At 72.0% G+C, this 16823-nt stretch carries 13 protein-coding genes and 1 pseudogene; 5 read left to right on the top strand and 9 right to left on the bottom strand.

Annotated elements, in window-relative coordinates; genetic code table 11:
* Positions 1–94 precede the first annotated feature (94 nt).
* The 3 genes from OG556_RS03130 to OG556_RS03120 all read right to left on the bottom strand — a co-directional run bounded on the left by OG556_RS03130 (position 95) and on the right by OG556_RS03120 (position 2431).
* Entirely contained in the window at positions 95–676 is a 582-nt protein-coding gene (locus OG556_RS03130; RefSeq protein WP_363625455.1) for a TetR/AcrR family transcriptional regulator, read from the bottom strand.
* 134 nt (positions 677–810) lie between these two features.
* Positions 811–2202 (bottom strand): amidase, encoded by a 1392-nt coding sequence (locus OG556_RS03125; protein WP_371515734.1) that lies wholly within the window; start codon positions 2200–2202, stop codon positions 811–813.
* On the bottom strand, positions 2189–2431 hold the full coding sequence (locus tag OG556_RS03120) for a hypothetical protein (RefSeq protein ID WP_371515733.1): 243 nt from the start codon (positions 2429–2431) through the stop codon (positions 2189–2191). The genes OG556_RS03125 and OG556_RS03120 overlap by 14 nt, the downstream gene beginning before the upstream one ends.
* Before the next feature lie 128 nt (positions 2432–2559).
* Between OG556_RS03120 and OG556_RS03115 the strand changes: the two genes are divergently transcribed.
* Positions 2560–3468, top strand: coding sequence for an MBL fold metallo-hydrolase (locus OG556_RS03115; RefSeq protein WP_371515732.1), 909 nt, complete (start codon positions 2560–2562; stop codon positions 3466–3468).
* Positions 3469–3776: 308 nt separating this feature from the next.
* Positions 3777–4607 carry a DUF4328 domain-containing protein gene (locus OG556_RS03110; protein ID WP_371515731.1) on the top strand — a complete coding sequence of 277 codons (831 nt, stop codon included), beginning with the start codon at positions 3777–3779 and terminating at the stop codon, positions 4605–4607.
* 5 nt (positions 4608–4612) lie between these two features.
* Here the strand turns inward: OG556_RS03110 and OG556_RS03105 are convergent.
* The 5 genes and pseudogenes from OG556_RS03105 to OG556_RS03085 form a co-directional block, all read right to left on the bottom strand.
* Positions 4613–5011 (bottom strand): annotated as a pseudogene (locus tag OG556_RS03105) (transposase); the annotation flags it as partial.
* A 406-nt stretch (positions 5012–5417) separates the two neighbouring features.
* Complete coding sequence (locus tag OG556_RS03100; protein ID WP_371515730.1) at positions 5418–9077, bottom strand: endonuclease/exonuclease/phosphatase family protein; 3660 nt, start codon at positions 9075–9077, stop codon at positions 5418–5420.
* A 649-nt stretch (positions 9078–9726) separates the two neighbouring features.
* Entirely contained in the window at positions 9727–11157 is a 1431-nt protein-coding gene (locus OG556_RS03095) for a VWA domain-containing protein (protein WP_371515729.1), read from the bottom strand.
* On the bottom strand, positions 11154–12032 hold the full coding sequence (locus OG556_RS03090) for an AAA family ATPase (RefSeq protein WP_371515728.1): 879 nt from the start codon (positions 12030–12032) through the stop codon (positions 11154–11156). Before OG556_RS03090 ends, OG556_RS03095 begins: the two co-directional genes overlap by 4 nt.
* 284 nt (positions 12033–12316) lie before the next feature.
* Positions 12317–12988, bottom strand: a complete 672-nt coding sequence (locus OG556_RS03085) for a Tat pathway signal sequence domain protein (protein ID WP_371515727.1) — start codon at positions 12986–12988, stop codon at positions 12317–12319.
* Between the two features lie 388 nt (positions 12989–13376).
* Between OG556_RS03085 and OG556_RS03080 the strand changes: the two genes are divergently transcribed.
* From OG556_RS03080 to OG556_RS03070, 3 genes are all read left to right on the top strand, one after another.
* On the top strand, positions 13377–14129 hold the full coding sequence (locus OG556_RS03080; RefSeq protein ID WP_371515726.1) for a TetR/AcrR family transcriptional regulator: 753 nt from the start codon (positions 13377–13379) through the stop codon (positions 14127–14129).
* A gap of 142 nt (positions 14130–14271) precedes the next feature.
* Complete coding sequence (locus OG556_RS03075) at positions 14272–14928, top strand: DUF6230 family protein (protein WP_371515725.1); 657 nt, start codon at positions 14272–14274, stop codon at positions 14926–14928.
* A gap of 2 nt (positions 14929–14930) precedes the next feature.
* A complete protein-coding gene (locus OG556_RS03070) occupies positions 14931–15461 on the top strand; it encodes a DUF6114 domain-containing protein (RefSeq protein WP_371515724.1) in 531 nt (176 codons plus the stop codon).
* 132 nt (positions 15462–15593) lie between these two features.
* Here OG556_RS03070 and OG556_RS03065 read toward each other — a convergent pair whose 3' ends face one another.
* Positions 15594–16688: an NAD(P)-dependent alcohol dehydrogenase gene (locus tag OG556_RS03065; protein ID WP_371515723.1), complete on the bottom strand. Its 1095-nt coding sequence runs from the start codon at positions 16686–16688 to the stop codon at positions 15594–15596.
* Positions 16689–16823: the final 135 nt, after the last annotated feature.

The raw sequence follows: 16823 nt of genomic DNA, 5'->3' as shown, positions 1-16823 counted from the left end.
CGACCAGCGGCCGGGCTCGTGAACGTCCCGCAGAAGCTTATAACTTGAGCTGCCCGTTCATCACTTGAGCTGCCCGTCCTCGCCCGGCGAACGATCATCCGCCCGAAGGGCCGGCCCCGTACGGGTCGAGGAGTTCGGCCACGAGCCGGCGCGCGTATGCGGGGTCGAGGCCGGCCGGGCGGAAGAGGATGCGGTACATCAGGGGGGCGACGACGCCGTCCATGACCGCCTCGACGCCGGGGGTGTCCTCCCCGCGGCCGCCCGCCCGGCTCAGCACGGCGCCGACCTGTTCGGCCGCGTAGTCCGAGCACTGGCCGGCGTTGCCGCCGTCCGGGTCGCCGAGCAGGGCGTCGCGGATGTAGGCGCGGCCCGAGGGGGAGGCCATCTCGTCGAGGAACTGTTCGGCCCAGGCCGTCAGGTCGGACCGCAGGTCGCCCAGGTCCTCCGGCGCCGTGTCGGGCCGCAGGCGCTCCACCGCGACGTCGGACAGCAGCTCCTGGAGATCGCCCCAGCGGCGGTAGACCGTCGACGGGGTGACGCCCGCGCGCTGGGCGACCAGCGGCACCGTCAGCGCGTCGCGGCCCACCTCGGCGAGGAGTTCACGCACAGCGGTGTGCACCGATGCCTGGACCCGGGCGCTGCGCCCGCCGGGGCGCACCATCTGTTTGCGACTCATGATAAACACCTTAAAGCACAATTCTTGCGTTTATGGGGTGCCGGGGTGCCGGGGTTTCGAGGTGCCGGGGTGCCCGCCTCGGAGCCGGACGGCGGGCCGGGCCGGCGCCGTCCGGTTCGGCCCGCCCGCTGTTCTCAGGCCGCCGGCGCGAGCGTCCGGGCGGGCTGCGTCCGCTCGTAGGCGTGGCCGACCCGCAGCAGCGTGCGCTCCCCGAGCGGCCGGCCGAGCAACTGCATGCCGATCGGCAGGCCCGCCGCGTCCCGGCCGACCGGGACGGACAGGGCGGGCACCCCGGTGATGTTGGCGGGGGCGGACAGGCGCACATAGGCGTCGGGGACGCCCTCGACCGTGCCGTCGGGCCAGGTGACGGCCTCCTGGTCGGTCCGTACCGCGGTGACCGGGACGGTCGGGGCGGCGATCACGTCGACCTCCTCCAGCATCCGGGCCCACTCCTGCCGCATGAGCGTCCGGGAGCGCTGGGCGCGTAGGTAGTCCCCGGCGGTCATCAGCTCGCCGGCCTCCAGGAGGGCGCGGACGTCCGCCTGGTACAGCTCGGGCACCGCCCGCAGGGAGTGCTCGTGGTAGGCGGTGGCCTCCGGTGCCACCAGCCCCCACAGCGTCGCCTGGAGGTAGCGGGTCATCGGGATGTCGACGTCGACGAGCCGTGCGCCGAGCGCCTCCAGGTGTTCGACGGCGCGCCGGACGGCGGCCTCCACCTCCACGTCGACGCGGTCGAAGTAGTAGTTGCGCGGCACGCCGACGCGCAGCCCCGCCAGGTCCGTGTCCGCGCCGGGCCGGTGGTCGACGGCGGGGGTGGCCAGCGAGGCGGGGTCGCGCGGGTCGTGCCCGGCGAGGGCGTCCAGGACGAGGGCAGCGTCCTCGACGGTCCGGGCGATCGGGCCGACGTGGTCCAGCGACCAGGACAGGGACGCGACGCCGTGGCGGGGGACGAGGCCGTAGGTCGGCTTGAGGCCGACGACCCCGTTGAGCGCGGCGGGCACCCGGATCGAGCCGCCGGTGTCGGTGCCCAGCGCGAAGGTCGCGGCGCCCGCGGCGACGGCGACGGCGGATCCGCCGCTGGAGCCGCCGGCGACCCGGCCGCGGTCCCAGGCGTTGCCGGTCTGCGGGGTGGTCAGGCCGTAGGCGAACTCGTGGGTGTGCGTCTTGCCGACCAGGATCGCGCCGGCCGCGGCGAGGCGGGCGGCGACCGTGCTGTCGGCCTGCGCGCGGTGGTCGGCGCGGACCCGGGAACTGGCCGTGGTGGCCAGTCCGGCGACGTCGATCAGGTCCTTGAGCCCCATCGGGACGCCGTGCAGCGGCCCCCGGTGCAGGCCGCGCGCCGCTTCCTGCTCGGCCTCGCGGGCCGCCCGTCGCGCCCGCTCCGCGGTGACCGCGACGTAGGCGCCGAGGTGCGGTTCGACCAGCTCGATGCGGTCGAGGACCGAGTCCACCAGTTCGACGGGGGACAGTCGCCGGGCCCGGATCTCCTCCGCGGCGGTGGCGAGGGAGAGCTCATACGGCTGCATCGTGCTGCTCCTCTTCCATGGAGTGGGTGCTTTCCGCGCGGTAGGCGCTCGCGGGCGGGGTGTCCCCGAAGTCCAGCTCCCGCAGGACCGCGACGACGGAGAGCAGCTGGTTGGCGGTGGCCGCGACCGAGTCGTGGCGGTCGGCGGGCAGGGGGAGCCCGGCCCGGGCGGCCCAGCGGGCGGCCTCGGGCGGCGTGAGGTCGGTGGCGGGCGGTTCGGCGGAGGACATGGGTGTTCTCTCCTGATCGAGGCTGGGGTGCGATGCCACTCGCACCAAAAGCTAACCGTTTGCGTTAGCCAGACTGTAAGTCCTACGATGGCTTAACGCAAACAGATTGCGTTTACGGGAGGAGCCCCATGTCCAGCGCCACGTCCGAAGCCCCCGCCCCCATCCCCGCCTGGGCGGTGGGCGACGTCACCGTCCACCGCGTCGACGAGACCCTCCTGCCGCCCGCGACCGGGCCGTGGCTGCTGCCCGAGGCCACCCCCGAGGTGGTGACCGGCCACGACTGGCTTCACCCCCACTTCGCCGACCGTGAGGGCGTCCTGCACCTCGACAGCCACAGCTTCGCGTTCGCCGTGGGCGGGCTGCGCGTCCTCGTCGACACCGGCATAGGCAACGGCAAGGAGCGGGCCAACCCGGCCTGGCACCGCCTGCGGACCGACTACCTGGAACGCCTCACCGCCGCCGGCTTCCCCCCGGACTCCGTCGACCTGGTGATCCTCACCCACCTGCACGCCGACCACGTCGGCTGGAACACCCGGGAGGTGAACGGCGAGTGGGTCCCCACCTTCCCCAACGCCCGCTACCTCACCTCCCGCGCCGAGCGGGAGTTCTGGGCCGGGTACGACATGGAGGAGGCGCGCAGGCAGATGTTCCTCGACTCCGTGATCCCGGTGGAGCGGGCCGGGTTGCTGGACCTCGTCGACGTCCCGGCCGAGGGCGTCGAGATCGCCCCGGGCCTGCGCCTGATCCCCACCCCCGGCCACACCCCCGGCCACGTCGCCGTCGAACTGACCAGCCGGGGCGAGACGGCGCTGATCACCGGCGACTGCATCCACCACCCGGTCCAGCTCGCCCACCCCGCCATCGGCGCCTGCGTCGACATCGACCCGCGGCAGTCCGAGGCCTCGCGCCGCGAGCTCCTCGGCTCCCTCGCCGGCACGGACACCCTGCTGCTCGGCACCCACTTCGCGCCGCCCACCGCCGGCCGCGTACTCACGGACGGGGACGCCTACCGGCTGCTGCCCGTGCCCTCGGCCTGACGCCGCGTCCTGACCTCCCCGGGACGCTCGCACCCCTTCACCAGTCCTGCGCCCGAAGTCCGTCGACCGCACACCCGGATCGAGCGGGACGGGCGCGCCTGGTCGGGGTGGTGAGCCGGAGTCGACTCCCCGGGCTCGATTCCCGCGCGATCTGTCGTTTATCTGGCGATACCGCCGCTGAGCTGCGAAATCTCGTTGGCAGCGGACGTCGGTGATCCCCTAGAGTCGGCGCGCCCGCCCCGGTCGGGGCGCTGGCGGCACCGGCGTGCGAGTCCGAGCACGCGGCGATTCCAGGAGTTGACGATCTGATGGTGTGTCTGGCGTGTGGGGCGCGTCCCGCGGGGACCGGGAGCAGACGCTGCTTCGGCTGCGAGGAGGCGGCCCCGGGCTGGGCGGCGGCGCTCCGACCGGCGAACGGCCTTGCCGTCGCGGTCTACGTCCTGCTGGGGGTGAACGCGATGCTGGCGGCGGCGGCCGTCGTGGCCGGCCTCTGGTCCGATGCCCTGTTGGGCCAGTTGGCGGACGGGTCGGCTGACCTCGACGACTTCGATGCCGTGGACTCCCTGGTGGACGGGCTGAACGGGGTCTTCCTTCCGTTGGCGCTGGTCACCGCCGTGGTGTTCATCATCTGGTTCTACCGCATCCGCCAGAACGCCGACCTGCTGGTGCCGAACGGGCACCGCCGCGGCCGCGGCTGGACCATCGGGGCCTGGGTCACCCCGTTCGTCCTGCTCTGGTTCCCCTGGCAGCTGATGGTGGACTGCTGGCGGGCGAGCGCTCCGCTGGACGCGGAGGGACGGCGCCGCGCGGTGTCGGAGAAGGTCCTGGTCCTGTGGTGGTCCACCTGGATCGGCGCGCTGGTCGTCAACCGGATCGCCAGCTCGATGATGAAGCACGTGGACCTGACGGTGCTCGCCAGCCTGGAGGACCTGCGCGAGACCATCCGGGTGGAGACCGCCGGCTCGGCGCTGCGCCTGGTCGCGGCCGTTGCGGCGATCGTGGTGGTCCAGCGGCTGACGGCCATGCAGGCGGCGCGCCGGGCCGACATCAACCCGATCGCCGCCAGGGCCGCGCAGCTGGCGGCCGAGCAGGCCCGGGTGCAGGCCCAGGCCCAGGCCGCCACAGCGGCCGACTCGTAGTCCTACGGCCGCTCCCAGGGGCGGCGGAGGTCGGCGACCAGGGGCCGGGTGAGGCGGAGCTGGGTGTGGGCGGCGATCACCAGCCAGGTCCAGCGGTCGGCGGCCGCCGAGTCGCGGAGCCGTGGCCTGGTCCAGCCGAGCGTCTGCTTGAACAGGCGGAACGTGTGCTCCAGGTCGAACCTCCGCAGGAACGACTGCCAGCAGCGGTCCACGTCCTCGCCGGTGGTGCCGATGCGCGACCACCACAGCCAGACCGGCTTGTTCGCCCCGCCGCTGGGCAGCTTCTCGACGGCCAGGCGGATCACGGTGCCCTCGATGATGGGCAGCGGTCCGTCGTGGTCAATCCAGGCGGCTCGGCGGGTGAGTTTGGGATGCAGGCGGTCCCTGTTCAGCGTGCCGTACAGGGTGCCGTGCCCGCGGCGGTGCTCGGGCGCCAGGTCCACCAGGGTCCTCACCGGCCCGTCGGTGCACAGCAGCGCGTCGGCCAGCTCGAACAGCGCGTCACGCCGTCCGGTCAGGCAGTCGTAGAAGTCCCTCCGGAAGCGTGACAGTTCCTCGAACGGATCGCGCCGGACGCCCTGGTCCACCACACTCATAGCTGCAGACTTCGCGTCAAGTCCCGGATCTACTGGTTGAGTTCAGGATCGCGCGAAGGTCGCTCCATCGTCCCGGGAATTCCCGTAACCCCCGCTCTGCGAGGAGAGGGCCTACTCGGCCCCGGGCATGCGGCCTGGGAGTGTGGCCCGTCGTGCTCGTGCCCGGCGCTGGATGGCACCAGCGCCGGGCACGAGTTCTCAGCGGTCCGCCGGCTCAGAGCCGGAAGGGGTTGCCTCCCTTCGCGGCGACGACGTACCAGGCGGTCGCGCCGGTGTGCAGGGAGGCGTAGTAGAGGTCGCCCTGCCCGGTGTTGAGGCCGTCGCGGGACGCCGCGACGATTCCCGCCCCGTTGGCGTTCAGGGCGTGGTTCTGGGCCTTTTGCAGCGTGGCGATCAGTTCCGCGGCCTTGTCGGAGTCCCCGGCGGCCTTGCGGGCCTGGTAGGCGGCCAGCAGGTGCGCGGTGCCCTCGAACCAGACGCCGGAGGTGTCGACGGCGCTGAAGCTGACGCCCTTGAACATCTTCTGGCCGGTGGCGGGGTCCACCGGCCCGTCGGTGGCGGCCATGCGGCCCGCGGCCCAGTCGACGGTGCGCCCGTAGGCGGGGTCGAGCGTGGCGAGGTAGGCCCAGGTCTGGACATCCTCGGGGACGGCGTCCTCGTTGACGCTGACCCCGTCCAGCCCGGTGCCCGTCCACAGGTGATTGCCGTCGGCGCTGAGCATGGTCTTGACGAACGTGAACGCCTTGTCCGACCGGTCCTTCCACACCTGGTCGTGGGTGAGCTGGTTCAGCATGGTGAAGAAGGCACCGGTGTCGATGTTGTGCTCGGTGGCTTTCCAGGTCCGCTTGACCATGCCGCTGCCGTCCTCACCCGGGGAGGTGTCGGCGTAGCCGCCGGTGTAGCCCCCGGCTCCGCGGTCGTCGGCGGAGTTGGCCTGAATCCAGTTCGCCGCCCGGAGCGCGGCGTTGAGGTACCTGACGTCGCCGGTGGCCTTGTACAGGCGGCAGAACGCCATGCCGACCCAGGCCATGTTGCCGGTGTAGACCGACCAGCCACCGATGTAGGGCGTGCCGGCCGGGTAGTCCCGGCCGAGGGTGGTGACGAACGGGTTCGGCAGGTAGGACGCCCTGATCCGGCCGTCGTTCACCGGGTCGTGGTCCTGGGCGTACAGCAGGGTGTCGCCCAGGATTCTGGCGCGGGCGACGTCGTCGCCGGTGCCGTGCTGCAGGAACGCGTCGATGACCACGGCGTTGTCGTAGGTGAACGAGGACTGGTAGCCGTCGGGCCCGAACGCCGCGCCGGAGGCGAAGTGGCCGCCCATGTAGCTCTGGGGCACGCCCAGTTTCAGCGCCCGGTTGGCCGGCTGCAGCGGCGGCAGTCCCGGGAAGGGGTCTCCTATGACCTGGCCCACCTCCACGACGGAGGTCGTGCGGTCCTGGGCGGCGGCGAGGTAGCCGACTGCCCGGTTCACGGAGTCATTCAGGTAGTTCGGGTCGGTGGTGACCGTCTGCAGGGAGGGCGTGGACGACCCGGCAGCGGCCTTGCACCGGAACTCCCGTCCGCCGGTGCTGATCTGGATGCTCGCCTGGGTCAGGCAGCTGCTGACCGCCTTCTGTCCGTAGGCGTTCGGGTGGATGGCCTCCTGCTTGGCGCCCTGGGCGCCCCAGGGCAGGGCCAGGTACGGAATCCAGCGCACCCACTCGGCGTTCGCCGCCGGGAGCGGGTTGGCCAGGGTGTTGGCGGACGTGGCCTGCGCGGCGTCACTGCTGCACAGCTCGTGCCCGGTGAAGACGTCCTGCAGGTCGAGGGAGAAGGCGTCCCCGCGCCGCGCCGCGCTCTTGATCATCGTGTTGATGGCCGGGATGACCTGGTTCCTGGCCCAGGTGGCGTCCTCGTTGTAGAAGGGGCAGCCACCCGACTTGTAGCGGTCGTAGGTCTCCTCCGGGTAGCGGAAGTGAGCGGCGTCGGCGATCGGCCCCGGGTAGGACTGGGCCACCAGGCGGTAGCCCCTGCGGTCGTAGCCCAGGCCGCCCATGGTGGCGTGGATGGCGTTCATCGCGTTCACCACCTTGTCCTCGACGCCAGCGAGCTTGCCCTGGAACTCGCCGTTCAGCACGGCGCAGTGCGCTCCGTTGGCCATGTACGTGCTCACGCACTTGGTCACGTACCCGGTGAAGTCGAGGTCGTTCCCGCCTGCGGACAGCACGATCATCCGGACGTTGTAGTCCTTCGCCAGCGCCTGCAGTTGCACCACCTGCGGGTCCTCGCCCTTGAACGAAGTCTGGGCCACGTTGTCCGTGGTCGCCCCCGAACAGGCCAGGTTGAACCGCCGCTGCGGCGGGATGCCGTCGATCTCGGCGCCAGCGATCTCCGACACGTCGGAGCGGTCGCAGTTGTTGCCCCCGTCGTAGCCGCTCTCCCCGTAGACGCGTGAGGAGTCCTGCTTGCAGCTGCTCTCGTCGGCGTTGCACTGGTACGCCGCCCGGTCCGTGCCCCAGGCCGAGCCGCCGTTGCCGGTGCTGGCGTTGCCCGCCCAGCGGCCTGACTCGCCGGAAATGTAGCTGTCGCCCATCGCCACGATTGCCAGCGGCTTCTGCTGCACCGTCCAGGCCACGGCGGTGTTGTTGCCGACGCCTCCTTCCCGGCTGAGCTTGAACGCGGACAGGTCACTGCCCGCCTCGTCGTAGCTGTTGGATCCGACGAACGGGTTGTTCCAGTGCAACTGCACCTGCCGGTTGTCGTTGCTCGCGGTCAGGCAGTTCCCAGTGACGTACCGGACGGAGCCCTCCGTCCCGGTCAGGAGCCCCGAGCTCTCCGTCGCCCAGCCCGCGCCCTGCTCCCGCCCGATCCGGGCCGGAGGCTGGGAGGACCAGGTGCCGCCCGGCAGGTCCTGCCGCTCCAGCGCCAGGTCGCAGCCCGTACGGTTCTGAAGGCTCACGCTGGTGCTGCGCGCGGCGTTCGGGATGGGCGGCTGGCAGGGCGTGTTCGGCGCCGTCACACCGGGCGGGGGGCACGGCGGGAGGGGGACCTTGAACTGCACCGCGAAGTGGTCGGAGCACCTTCCGGGGACCACGGCTCCAGCCAGCGGCGGGTTGGGGTCGTTGGTGACCATGTAGTCGTACTTGGATGCCGGATTCGCGGCGGTGCAGTTGAAGGTGTTCGTCGGGCTGGTCACGAAGCGGGCGCCGGCCGCGTTGGGGACCCAGCTTCCCGGCTCCCGGTTGAAGTCCCCCATGACCGCCCACTGCAGCGGGCCGGCGTCCAGCGCCGCCATGTCGACGAGCTCCGGCGCGTCGGCGCCGCCGGGCGAGGTGGTGTGAATGGTGTAGAAGATGCCGTGCCGGCCGGCAGCGTTGGCGATCTCCACGCCGAGCACGGGCCGGAAGTTGCGCTGGTCCGCGGTCTGCGGCAGCACATGGACATGGAGCGCTTCCATCCGGGTCACCAGCGCGACCGCCCGGTTGTTGCCCCGTGTGGTCATCTTGTAGACGTGCAGCAGCTGTGTGCCGGTCGGGTTCCAGGTGTAGTGGAGTATGTCCACAACGGCCGGGTTCCCCTGCTCGTCCGTATAGGGGTAACTCGCCATCACCTGCTCGGTGCCGGCATACGCGGGGTAAGGGGCGTCCCGCACCTCCTGCAGTGCCACAACGTCGTTGTCAGCGGCCAGGGCGGCCACATCGCCGGCCCACCGTGCGTCGGTGTTGCTGTACCGGATGTTGAAGGTCGCCGCGCTGAAGTCGCTGACGGCCACGATGGCGGGGGTATCGGCCAGCGCGGGCTGTCCGCCCGACACCACGGCGACCAGTCCGCTGAGCAGGGAGAGGACAAGGACAAGGCCCAGGTGTCGAATTCTTCCCCATAGGCTTTTTCTCATCTGAATTTCTGTACCTTTTCATTGGTGACACACGGAAAGCCACCCCTGTGGGGTGGTGGCGGGGTGAGGAACGGCTTGAGCGGCGCCCATACAGGACACGGGCCGCATTGCCGAACCAGGGGAGGACGCACGGCTCGGCGAGCGGGGAGTCCTTGTTCAGGACATGGAGTTCCGCCCGGGGGTGGTCATCCGCGTCGGGTTCTCGGTGTCACCGCGACAGTCTCGTTGCGCGGCGGCTGCGGGCCGCGGACTGTCGGTCATGTCGGCGTGAGGCGCCCGAGGGCCAGTACCGCCGGGAGCCACGGGAGAGCCAGCGTCCGGGACATCCCGGAGACGCGGCCTGCCCGTACGAGTGCTCACGGGTGACACGACCCTCAGAATGCCGAAGGCGACAGGGGAAGGAGCGAGCGACCGTCCTCCGCCGCTCACCTGAACCCGCTGATATGTGTGGCTACCCCCATGTATCCCCGGCCGACGAGACGCTTGTGGCGGCCGTTCCGCTGTGACCTGCCATCAAGAGGAACGGTCGGGATACGGAGGAGGGTTCAACCAGATCGGGGATCCGGCTCGAATGACCTGACCACTTGCCTCGCGGTTCGCATGTTTCACGATTCGCGATGCCCTCGGAACGACAACAGCCACTAAGCAGCTACACCGGCAGCAGGCGGGCGATCAGTTCGCCGAGGCGGCGGGCGTTGCGGCAGGAGTGCATCTGCACGACGCCCGCGTAGGCGGCTGCGGCGGAGTCGCCGGTCTGCCAGAGGGCGGGCTGCTCGGGGTTGAGCCAGTGGACCCGCCGGGCCCGGCCGGCGATCCGGCGCAGCGCGTCCAGGTTGGGGTCGCGGTGGTTGTTGCGGGCGTCGCCGAGGATCAGGACGCTGGTGCGCGGGCCGACGGCGTCCAGGTGCCGTTCGGCGAACTCGCCCAGGGCGGAGCCGTAGTCACTGTTGCCGTGGTGGCCCATCACCTTGGCCTCGGTGAGGATCCGGGCGGCGAGCCGGGCCGGGTCGGCGTCGCCGTGGGCCAGCAGGGCGGTGACCTCGGCGGTGCGGTTCACGAAGGCGAACACCCGTACCTTGCTGAACTGTTCGCTCATCGCCTGCACCAGCAGCATGGTGAAGTCGGCGAATCCGGCCACCGAGCCGGAGACGTCGCACAGCAGCACCAGTTCCGGCCGGGCCGGGCGGCGCAGCCGGTAGGCCGGGCGCAGCGGCACCCCGCCGGTGGACAGCGAGCGGCGCAGGGTGCGGCGCAGGTCGATCCGTCCGTGTGCGGCGCGGCGGCGCCGGGCGGCCAGCCGGGTGGCCAGCTTGCGGGCCAAAGGGTGGACGGTGCGGCGTAGTTCGGCGAGTTGGTCGCGGCCGGCGGCGAGGAAGTCGATCCGGTCGGCGGTGGGTGCGACGGCGCGTTCGGCGATCCGCTCGGCGCCGCGCAGTTCGGCGACCCGGCGGCGGGCCTCGGTGGCGACCAGGGCGCGGAAGTCCTGGATGCGGCGGCGGATCTCGTCGGCGAGGACGCGGTCGGACAGGTCCGGGGCGGTGGCCTGCTCGCGCAGGGCGGCGAGGATCCGGGCGAGCAGGGTCTCGGGGGCGAGCCGGCCGAGCGCCTGGTGGGCCGACCAGCCGTCCGAGGCCGGCGTGGCTCCGGCGCCGTACCGGCCGAAGGCCTCCACCACCTCGCCGGCCAGCCGGGCCTGGGCGGCCCGGTCGTCGGCGGCCAGGGCGGCGGCGAGGCGCTCGCGCAGGTCGTCGCGCAGCGGGTCGGGCCGGCCGGGGCGCGGTGGCCGGGGGTCGTCCGGGAGTGCGGGCGGGTCGGCGCGGACGGCCTCGGGGGTGCCGACGCCGAGCGGGAAGAACAGGTCGAACGTGGCGTCGAAGACGGCCCGTTGGGTGTCCGAGCGCAGCAGCGCGGCGGCCAGGCCGGCCCGCATCTGCTCGCGGTCGGCGAGCCCGAGGACGTCGAGGACGGCGGCCCCGTCGACCGTCTCGGCGGGGCCGATCCGCAGGCCGTGCCCGCGCAGTGCGCGGACCAGGCCGGTGAGCCGGGCGGCGGTGTCGGCCGGGGGCGGGGCAGTGGTCATGCGAGGGTGAGCTTCTGCGCGGCCTTCCGGATGTCGTCCTGGTGCTTGAGAATCACCCCGAGGGTGTCCTGGACGACCGCCTCGTCGAGGGTGTCCGCGCCGAGCGCCAGCAGGGTGCGGGCCCAGTCGATGGTCTCGGCGACGGACGGCGCCTTGCGCAGGTCCATCGCGCGCAGCGCGCCGACCACCCGGACCAGTGAGGCGGCCAGCGTGTCGTCCAGGCCGGGCACCTTGAGCCGGACGATCTGCCGCTCCAACTCGGCGTCCGGGTAGTCGAGGTGGAGGAAGAGGCAGCGTCGGCGCAGTGCCTCGGACAGTTCACGGGTGGCGTTGGAGGTGAGCAGCACGAAGGGGCGGCGGCTCGCGGCGATGGTGCCGAGTTCGGGCACGGTGACCTGGAAGTCGCTGAGCACCTCCAGCAGCAGTGCCTCCACCTCGACGTCGGCCTTGTCCATCTCGTCGATCAGCAGCACGGTGGGCTCGTCGCCGCGGATGGCGGTGAGCAGCGGGCGGGTGAGCAGGAACTCCTCGCCGAAGATGTCGGTGCGGGCCTGGTCCCAGCCCTCGTCGCGGCCGGCGGTGATCCGCAGCAGCTGCTTGGCGTGGTTCCACTCGTAGAGCGCGCGGGCCTCGTCGATGCCCTCGTAGCACTGGAGCCGGACCAGCCGGGCCCGGCCGATCGCGGCCACCGCCTTGGCGAGTTCGGTCTTGCCGACCCCGGCCGGGCCCTCGACCAGCAGCGGCTTGCCGAGCCGGTCGGCGAGGAAGACGGTGGTGGCCACGGCGGTGGAGGCCAGGTAGCCGGTGGCGGCCAGCTGCTCGGCGGTGTCCGCCACCGATGCGAAGAACCCCGTGCCGTCGCCGCTGCCGCTCATCTGCCCGCCCCGTTCCTGTCGGCCGTGTCCGTGCGGCAGCACCCTACCGGCCGGTCACTTCGCTGTCTCGGGGGTTCTGCGGGGTGGCGGGGGTTGAGCCGGGCCGGGGCCGTGGCGTGCTTCTGGATCACCTGGCGGGCGTGCGGGGCGTGCGGGCGTGCGGGCGCGCCGGAGCGGCGTACGGCGACCACGGTCGCCGTACGCCGCCCGTCTGTTCCCGCCGGCCCCGTCCGTCAGTCGACGAGGTCCGACCCGACGTCAGTCGGTGAAGGCCCCTCGGGTCGTCAGTTGACGAAGATGAGCGGGCTGCCCGCCACCGAGGTGTCGGTGACCGGGCCGTAGGTGGCGCTGAACCAGCCGGTTGAGAAGCACAGGCCCGAGCCGGAGACCAGGTTGAACGGCTGGGAGGAGAAGCCGATGGTGTTGCCGGTGTTCGAGGTGGTGCCGTTGATCCCGGTGGTGGTCTGGTAGACGCAGTTGATGCTGCCGAGGATGGTGTTGAGCACCACCGTGGTCTTCATCGCGCCGGCCGCGCCGGGGGTGAGGGCGACCGGGTTGCCGGGGCCGTCGCCGACGGTGTTGGTGAACGGCAGGTTGTTGACGGTGATGCTCTTGACGCCGGTGACGCCGAGGACGTTGGAGGAGCAGGAGCCGAAGGTCTGGGTGTTGAGCTGCTCGACCGCGCTGCCGGGGGCGGCCGGGTTGGCCGTCACGGTGGCGGAGAAGGCCGAGTTGGCACAGCTGATGCCGCTCGTTCCGCTGGCGCTGCTGTAGAAGGTGGCGGTGGTGCCCGAGACCAGACTGGCGGTGAGGACGTCGCCGACGGCGACGTCCGGGCCGCTGCTGCTGCCGGTGGTCAGCACCGCGGAGCCGTCGGCCTGGGCGGGTGCGACGGCGGCGCAGGTGAAGGCGAGGGCGGCGAGGGCCGCGGTACCGAGCGTGCGGCGAAAGCGCATGAGGGTGACCTCTCTCCGTACGGAGACGGGTGGGGGTGGCCCGCCGGTGCGGGTGTGGTGGCGTGCACGGCGGGGGAGGTGCGTGGGCGTGGCGTGCCGGGGGCTTCGCGGGGCCGTGGTGCGGCGGGCCCGGCGCCACGGGCCCGCTCGTACGGCACAGCGGTGTGAAGGTGCGGACGTGCGCTGCGAGTGCAGGAGTGCACGTCGGCGGCTGCCACCGCCGCGGGCCTGCGTCCGCTCGTGGTCCCGTGGCCCGGGCTGCTCGCCCGGGGCCGCCGGAGCCCCTGGAGGTCGTCCGGTGGTGACAGGGTCGCCCACCGGTTGGAAACCTGTCAGTGTTGTAAACCCAATGTTGCGTCAATGTCAATACGGGTAACAGGAGTTGGTGATGGAACGGAAACACCTCCGAAGTGCCGACGTGATCCTGCTGCCGGGCGCGCGGGCCGGTCGTGATCCGGCCCGGTCCATCAAGCGCGGCCCGAGCCGGCTGCCCCCGGGCGTGGTGGCCGCGACCCAGCGCGAGCGGCTGCTCGACGGGCTGGTCCAGACGGTGGCCGCGCGCGGCTACCAGCACGCCACGGTCAGCGACATCTGCCGCGCGGCCGGGGTGACCAGGCCGGTCTTCTACGAGCTGTTCAGCGGCAAGGAGGACGCCTTCCTGGCCGCGCACCGGCACGGCACCGGGGTGGTGGTCCGGCGGATGGCGGCGGCCTTCGCGGCGGAGTCCGACTGGTGTGCCGGGATCCGGCAGGCGCTCGGCGCGATGCTCCATCTGCTGGCGGGGACACCGGCCTTCGCGACCATGGCGGTGATCGAGATCGAGGCGGTCGGGCCGGCCGGCCGCCGAGAGCGGGACCAACTCCTCACCCGGTTCCGGGCGTTCTTCGCCGAGGTGCCCCAACCACTGGGCGGTGTCCGGGTCGTGGAGCTGGTGGATGCCGTGGTGGGCGGGGTCTACAGCGCGCTCCACCGGTGGATCGACTCCGGCCGGACTGTCCAACTTCCGGAACTCCTGCCGGTGTTGAGTATGTTCTGTCTCGCACCCTTCCTCGGCCCGGCGCAGGCGGCCGTGCGGCTCGGGTTGCCGATCGGTGAAGATCCTTCGTGCACCTGTATTGACCCGGCCACTACCGGGCAGTAGCTTCCCAGTTACTCAAAGCGCGGCCTGACCGTGCCCGCCCCGCTGCCGAGGGGCGGGCGGCCCGGTCGGGCCGTGGAACGCTGTCCGCGCCAGGGCACCGTGCCAGTGCCTGCACATCCCACCCACCCAACAGGGAGCACACATGGCCATGTCCGAGGACGCCGCCGCCGCGGCCGAGACCCCGGAGACGCCGACCGGCACCAGGAGAGGGCGGGTACGGCTCAAGCGCAGCGCCTGGATGGCCGTTCCGGCCGTCGCGGCGGGCGCCGTCCTGATGGCCCTCACCGCCCAGGGCGTACTCGCCGCCCAGTTCTCCATCAGCGGCATGCCGTTCACGATCACCGCGGACAAGCTCGACGGCAAGGGCTTCGCCCAGTTCGGCAGCCTGGACTCGATGATCCCCGACAGCCCCAACCAGGGCTCCACCGGCGGTCAGGTGCTGGTCGCGGTCTCGGCGATCAAGAAGGCAGAGATCACCAACCTGTGCCAGAGCGTGGACCTCGGTGGCGTCAACCTGGTGATCCACGCCGGCGACGCGGGCACCCCCGTCTCCGCCACCGACCTCACCACCGACTCCGACATGCTGTCCGGTGACGCGGCGTTCACCAACATCGAGATCGGCGGCGACGCCAGCACGTACACCAAGGCCGGCAACGCGGGCAAGGGCAACCCGGGCGTCTTCGGGCAGCAGGCCGACACCGTCGTGCTGACGCACCTCAAGCAGCACAACTACGCGAGCACCGCCGTCGGGTTCAAACTGCCCAACCTGCGGCTGAGCTTCAGCTCCCAGGGCTGCTGACCATGACGGAGTCCGTACCGGAGCCGGCCGGTTCCGGCGAGGGCGTCGCGGAGGGGGCCGTGGGGACGGCTCCCGCCCCCGCTCCCGCCACCACCCGACCGGTCAAACGCGACTGGCGGGGCCAGCGGCCGTTCTGGGGCGGGCTGCTGGTGCTGTTCGGCGGCGCCGAGATCCTGTTCACCCTGCGTGCCCCGCTGCCCGTCGTCCTGCACATCGGGATGCAGGGGCTGGCGGGCTACCTGGTGCCGGCGGTGATGGTGCTGTGCGGCCTGCTGATCCTGTTCAACCCGGCCCAGCGGCTGTTCTACTCCATCCTCGCCGTGCTCGCCGCGCTGGCGAGCTGGCTCACCTCCAACCTGGGCGGCTTCGTGATCGGGATGCTGCTCGGACTGGTGGGCGCCTGCCTCACCTTCGGCTGGCTGCCCGATCAGCCGCTGCGCCGGGGGCGGCAGCGGCGGGAGGACCGGCGCCAGGAACGCCGGTCGTCCCGAGCGGGCACGGCCGGGGCCGGGGCCGACCCGGCCGGGGTCTGACCCGCGACGCCGCGCGCCCCGACGGCGCCCGCCCCCTGGTGATGGGAGAGCACCAGAGGGCGGGGCGTCGGGGTACGGGGGAGTGCGGGGTCAGGCCGTGACGCCCGGATCGTGCCGGTCGGGCCGTGACGGTCAGATCGTCGCGGCGTCGATCACGAAGCGGAACCGGACGTCGCCGGCCAGCACCCGCTGGTAGGCCTCGTTGACCTGCTCGGCACGGATCAGCTCGATCTCCGCGGTGATGCCGTGCTCGCCGCAGAAGTCCAGCATCTCCTGGGTGGCCGGCAGCCCGCCGATCATCGAACCGGCCAGCGAACGGCGGCCGGAGAGCAGCGCGTGCGCGTTCACCGTGACCGGCTTCTCCGGCGCGCCGACCTGCACCATGGTGCCGTCGGTGCGCAGCAGGCCGAGGTAGGCGCTCAGGTCGAGGTCGGCGGAGACCGTGTTGACGATCAGGTCGAAGGTGCCCGCGAGCTCGGTGAAGGTGGCCGGGTCGGAGGTGGCCCGGTAGTGGTCGGCGCCGAGCTTCAGCCCGTCCTCGCGCTTGCGCAGCGACTGGCTGAGCACGGTGACCTCCGCGCCCATGGCGTGGGCGAGCTTCACGCCCATGTGGCCGAGCCCGCCGAGGCCCACGATCGCGACCTTCTTGCCCGGCCCGGTACCCCAGTGCGCGAGCGGAGAGTACAGCGTGATGCCGGCGCACAGCAGCGGCGCGGCGGCGTCCAGCGGCAGGTTGTCGGGGATGCGCAGCGCGTACGCCTCGTCGACGACCAGCTTCGAGGAGTAGCCGCCGTAGGTCGGCCGGCCGTCGTGGCCGACGCTGTTGTAGGTGAAGACGGTGCCGCCCTCGCCGGTGCAGTACTGCTCGAGGCCGGCCCGGCAGTTGTCGCACTCCCGGCAGGAGTCGACGATGCAGCCGACGCCGACCCGGTCGCCGGCCCGCCAGCGGGTGACGCCCGGGCCGACCTCGGTGACCACGCCGGCGATCTCGTGGCCCGGGACCATCGGGAAGATGCCGGTGCCCCAGTCCTCGCCGACCTGGTGGATGTCGGAGTGGCAGATGCCGCAGAACTTGATGTCGATCACGATGTCGTGCTCGCCCACCGCCCTGCGGGTGACGGTGGTCTTCTCCAGCGGGGAGTCGGGCCGCGCCGCGGCGTAGGCGGCGACCGTGCGGGTGGTGCCCTCGGTGGTGCTCGTCGTCGTTGCGTTCGTCGAGTTCGTCATGCTTCCAGCCTGCTCCGGTGCGGCGCGACCAGCCAGACCAGAGCTCTTCGTACGTACGGCACGCGTAGGGACCCCGGACGTACGACCACGGAACGTACGCACGGCAGTATCACCCTGCCCCCCGCCCCCGCCGCC

The organism is Kitasatospora sp. NBC_01300 (genome assembly GCF_041435235.1).
Lineage (GTDB): Bacteria > Actinomycetota > Actinomycetes > Streptomycetales > Streptomycetaceae > Kitasatospora.
Note: the sequence above shows the minus strand (reverse complement) of the source record. Positions and strands in the feature narration are given on the sequence as shown.